Source organism: Paenarthrobacter sp. CM16, assembly GCF_013179505.1.
Classification (GTDB): domain Bacteria; phylum Actinomycetota; class Actinomycetes; order Actinomycetales; family Micrococcaceae; genus Arthrobacter.
In genome coordinates this window covers 1-4,902 of sequence record NZ_JABMCX010000320.1, presented here as the reverse complement: position 1 = coordinate 4,902, position 4,902 = coordinate 1, and the positions used below count along the sequence as shown (strand labels likewise).

The following is a 4,902-nucleotide window of genomic DNA, read 5'->3' as shown; positions in this document are numbered from 1 at the left end:
GCGCTTGCTGGACATAGCGGACGAGATGGGATTTTGGGTGATCCTTGAATGCGATCTGGAGACGCACGGTTTTGAACGGCACGGCTGGGTGGGCAACCCCAGTGATGATCCCGCGTGGCGTGAGGCGTACGTGGACCGGATGGAACGCACGGTGGAGCGAGACAAGAACCACCCCTCAATCATCATGTGGTCCCTTGGCAATGAGTCCGGCACAGGCGCCAACCTGGCAGCGATGTCCGCCTGGGCGCATGCCCGGGACGCCGGCAGGCCCGTCCACTACGAAGGTGACTACACGGGCGCCTACACGGACGTCTACTCGCGGATGTACTCTTCCGTTCCTGAAACCGAGGCGATCGGCCGGGACGATTCCGGGGCGCTCCTGCTGGGTTGCTCTGCGGCGGAGTCCGCCCGGCAACGCAGCAAACCGTTCATCCTGTGCGAGTACGTGCACGCCATGGGCAACGGGCCGGGGGCCATCGACCAGTATGAGGACCTGGTGGACCGATTCCCTCGGCTTCACGGCGGATTCGTGTGGGAATGGCGTGATCACGGCATCCGCACCACCACAGCCGATGGCACGGAGTTCTACGCCTACGGCGGCGACTTCGGCGAGGTTGTCCACGACGGCAACTTCGTCATGGACGGCATGGTCCTCTCCGATTCGACGCCCAGCCCTGGTCTCTTCGAGTACAAACAGATCGTCGCTCCCCTGCGGTTGGGCTTCTCCACCGAAGCGTCCGACGGCGGCATCCGCCGGTTCGTCTCCGTCGCCAACCTGCGGCACACCGCAGATGCATCGGACGTCGTCCTGCGTTGGCGTACTGAGCTCGACGGCGTTCCGGTTGACTCCGGCGAGCTGGACGTCCTCACACAGGAAGGCAGCCAGCTTGCTGCGGGCAGCACCGCTCGCATTGAGCTCCCGGGGTTCGCGGCCGTGGGAGTCGGTGAACACTGGCTCACGGTGGAGGCTGTCCTCCGCAAGGACACAGGGTGGGCTGAGGCCGGGCACATCATCTCGGCAGCGCAGCTGGAGATGACCGAAGCACCTGCTTCGCTTCGGCTTCCGCGTCCCTTGGCATCCTCCGCACCTGCCGCCCTTGATGCGGAGGGGACCCTCTCCCTGGGACCGGCTGTCTTTGAGGCGGGCTGGTTGATCTCCCTGGCAGGGCTGCCCGTGTCCGGTCCGAGGCTGGAGCTATGGCGTGCCCCCACGGACAACGATGCCGGCGCCGGCCGCGGGAGCTATGACCTGGCCGACCCGTGGCTTAACAACGGCAACGGCACTCCTGCTCCATCCATGGAAACGGTGTGGCGCGCTGCCGGCCTGGACCGGATCACCGCCAGGGTGGAGAAGGTTTCAGCCGGCGAATCCTCGGTGGTGGTCCGGACCCGCTACGCCGCTGCCGACGCTTCCCAGTGGGTCTCGGTCGAGGAAAACTGGCAGCTGTCCGGAGGCGATCTGTTCCTCCGGGTGGACATCGTTCCCAGCACAGGTTGGGACATCATCTGGCCTCGCGTGGGGGTCCGCTTCGAGCTGCCGGCCTCCGTGGACGGGGCGTCATGGTTTGGTGCAGGACCGCGGGAATCGTACCCCGACAGCATGCACGCCACCCTGGTGGGACGGTACTCAGCGGGCATTGACGAGCTCACGGTGCCTTACGCCAAACCGCAGGAATCGGGACACCGCAGTGCTGTCCGGTCGCTTGACCTGCAGCAGGCAGGTTCCCCGTGGCTGAAACTCGACGCCGTCCCGGACTCCCGCGGCCGCCTGCCCGGTTTTACGCTCACCCGGCACACTGCGCAGGAAGTCTCAGCGGCGGGCCACCCGCACGAGTTGCCGGTAAGCCAAGGCAGCTACCTGTACCTTGATGCCGCCCAGCACGGCCTTGGATCCAGGGCATGCGGCCCGGACGTCTGGCCGGACTACGCGCTGCGCCCGGAAGCGCGGACGCTGGCGTTCCGGATCACCGAGGCGGGCTAAAACCCCCGTTGCGGGGCCCGCTCTGCGTGCTCTATTGAGCGAATAGGGCGCAGAGCGGGCCCCGCAACGCACCGGTGGGCATGAGTTAGGCGACGCCCACGGGTTCCTTCTTCACGGCATCTTTACGAATGGTGGCGCTGATCACCGCGGCCACGGTGCACATGGCAGCCGCGCCGAGCCAGGCGTAGTTGTAGTGCCCGGTGGCATCCCGGATGAAGCCGGCCAGCAGTGCGGCCACGGCTGCTCCCAGCTGGTGGGCGGCGAATACCCAGCCGAAAACAACCGAGCCGTCCGCGCCGAACACCGAGCGGCAGATCGCCGCAGTTGGCGGCACTGTGGCCACCCAGTCGAGGCCGTAAACCACCACGAAGATGATCATGCTCGGTTCCACGGACGAGCCCAGCAGCAGCGGCAATACCAGCAGCCCGATCCCGCGGAACTGGTAGTACACCGCCAACAGGACTTTGGGATTGAAGCGATCGGTCAGCCATCCCGAGGCGATGGTCCCCACGATGTCGAATATCCCGACGACGGCCAACAACCCTGCCGCCGTAGTCTCGGGCATGCCGTGGTCATGCGCGGAGGGAATGAAGTGCGTGCCTATCAGTCCGTTGGTGGTTGCTCCGCAGATGGCGAAACCGGCAGCCAGGGCCCAGAAGGTGCGCACTTTGCTGGCCCGTTTCAGTACCTGCAGGGCACGGACAGCGGCATTGGCGGAGTCCTTGGGCGGCGACAGTGCGGGCGCTCCGCCTCCAGCGGCAGGCTTGCCGGCCGGCGTCGTGGCTGACGGCGCACCTGTTGGCGCGTCGCCCGGTTCCTCGGCCCCATAAGGCAACACCCCGACGTCGGCGGGTGAGTTCCGGAGCCATCTCAGCACCAGCGGGACAACGGCGAGCGCGCCGGCGGCAATGAGCAGGGACGCTCCCCGCCAGCCGGGGTTCTGGGCAAGGGCGGCGATGAAGGGAAGAAATACCAGCTGGCCGGCAGCACTGCCTGCCGTCAGGATGCCGATGACCAGTCCGCGGCTCTTGGCAAACCACGTGTTGGCGATGGTCGCCGCGAACACCAGTGCCATGGAACCTGTGCCGAGCCCGATCAGCAAGCCCCAGGTGAGCAGGATCTGCCAGGACTGGTTCACGAACACCGTGAGCGCCGAACCCAGCCCGATGAGGCACAGCGCAAGTGAGGTGACTTTCCGGATACCGAACCGTTCCATCAGTGCTGCAGCGAAGGGCGCCGTCAGCCCGAACAGGACCAGGTTGATGCTGACGGCCAAGGACAACACCGTGGTGGACCAGCCGAATTCTTCCTGCAACGGCACCATCAGTACACCGGGTGCCGCACGGAAGCCGGCAGCTCCCACCAAGGCAAGGAATGCCACCGCTGCCACGATCCAGGCAGGGTGGAGCCGGGGGCGTCGGTTGGTGGGTGCCGTCTTCCCGGGCGGTGCACCGGTGACGTCGGGAGCTGTCATGCGGGGATCTCCGTTTCAGGGGAGTCGGGCGTCAGGGTCTCTTGAGGTGCGACGGCGAGATGTTCCTATTGTCAACCCCTCCCCCATTAACCCCATTTCCGGCCGGTTCGGGAAGACGTTGCCGGCTAGGCCGTCGGCGGGTTCAGTGGTGCGGGTTCGAGGTGGTTTTGATGTTGGCGCTCCAGCTGGCGAGGAAGTCGAGTTGATCTTGGGCTTGGCTTCCGGGTTCGGCTGAGTAGGCGATCAGGGTGAGTCCTTCGCCGGGCAGTTCCAGGGCGTCGCCGGTGAGCTCGATCTCGCCGACGAGTTGGTTGCGCATTCTCTTGCGGGCGCTGCGGTGGAACCGCACATTATGCCGGGCCCACCGTGTGGAGAATTCGGTGCTGCCAGCGGCGAGGTCACCGATGAGGCTGTTCAATGCCCGATCGCGGGGGTTCTGTCCGGATTCTGTGCGCATGGACGCTGCGAAGTCGTCGGCGAGGGTATCCCAGTCGACGAAGAAGTCCTTGGACCGGGGATCAAGGAACATGAACCGGGCAAGGTTCAGCGGCAGCTTTTCGGGGCTGAGGATGTCGGTGTAGAGGGCGAAGCACAGGCTGTTGGCGGCCACGACGTCCATGCGGGCGTTCCGGACGTAGGCGGGTGTCCCGGTCATCCCTGCCAAGACTCTTTCGATGCTGGGCCGCACGTCTGCACGGGAACGCCGCGCGGCGGATGCCGGGGTGGGCCCGGCCGCTTTGGCGAGGTCATACAGGTGCGCGCGTTCGGCTTCATCCAGCTGCAGGGCACGGGCCAACGAGTCGAGAACGGACTCGGACACACCTCGCAGGTTTCCTCGTTCGAGCCGGGCGTAGTACTCGGTGCTCACCCCGGAGAGCATGGCTACTTCTTCGCGTTTGAGGCCGCTCACTCTCCTGGTCCCGCCGTAGGCGGGGAGCCCTGCCTGGGCCGGGGTGATGCGTGCCCGGCGGCTCATGAGGAAATCGCGGACGTCGTTGGTGTTGTCCATGCCTTCTAGGCTACGGCGGTACGGGAACGGTCTAACAGGAACTGCCAGTACACCGCACAACAGGCACTCCCGCGCCCGTAAAAGGGCTGGTTTTCTTGAAGAAGACCGTTTCCGTGTTTCGAAAGGACACCATGTCTGTCCCCACTGCCAGCCGTCCAGCTGTCGTCGTCCGACCCAGGGCGTCCCTGATAGTGGCCATGCTGGGATTCTTTGTGGTCGCCTTGGACGCTCAGATCGTCAACGTCGCCCTCCCGGAAATCCGGAATGACCTTGGCGGTGGCCTCTCCGGGCTGCAGTGGGTCGTGACAGGGTACACGTTGATGTTCTCTGCCCTCCAACTGTTCGCCGGCACGCTCTCGGACCGTGCAGGCGCCCGGCGCGCCTACGGGTTGGGCATGCTGATCTTCATTGTCGCTTCTGCCGCATGCGCGCTAAGCC

The 4,902-nt window shown here is 65.5% G+C and carries 4 protein-coding genes; 2 read left to right on the top strand and 2 right to left on the bottom strand.

Annotation, left to right across the window (positions count from 1 at the left end; all coding sequences use genetic code 11):
- The coding region (locus HP499_RS20665) for a glycoside hydrolase family 2 TIM barrel-domain containing protein (protein WP_172326004.1) at nucleotides 1-1,981 on the top strand (1,981 nt) is incomplete at its 5' end.
- Nucleotides 1,982-2,066: 85 nt separating this feature from the next.
- Here the strand turns inward: HP499_RS20665 and HP499_RS20660 are convergent.
- Both HP499_RS20660 and HP499_RS20655 read right to left on the bottom strand, forming a co-directional pair.
- Nucleotides 2,067-3,455 (bottom strand): MFS transporter, encoded by a 1,389-nt coding sequence (locus tag HP499_RS20660; RefSeq protein ID WP_172326003.1) that lies wholly within the window; start codon nucleotides 3,453-3,455, stop codon nucleotides 2,067-2,069.
- Nucleotides 3,456-3,597: 142 nt separating this feature from the next.
- The gene (locus HP499_RS20655) at nucleotides 3,598-4,464 is read right to left on the bottom strand and encodes a helix-turn-helix transcriptional regulator (protein ID WP_172326002.1); all 867 of its coding nucleotides are present in this window, start codon (nucleotides 4,462-4,464) and stop codon (nucleotides 3,598-3,600) included.
- Nucleotides 4,465-4,595: 131 nt separating this feature from the next.
- Between HP499_RS20655 and HP499_RS20650 the strand changes: the two genes are divergently transcribed.
- Nucleotides 4,596-4,902, top strand: a 307-nt coding sequence (locus HP499_RS20650) for an MFS transporter (RefSeq protein ID WP_172326001.1), incomplete at its 3' end; no start/stop codon positions are given.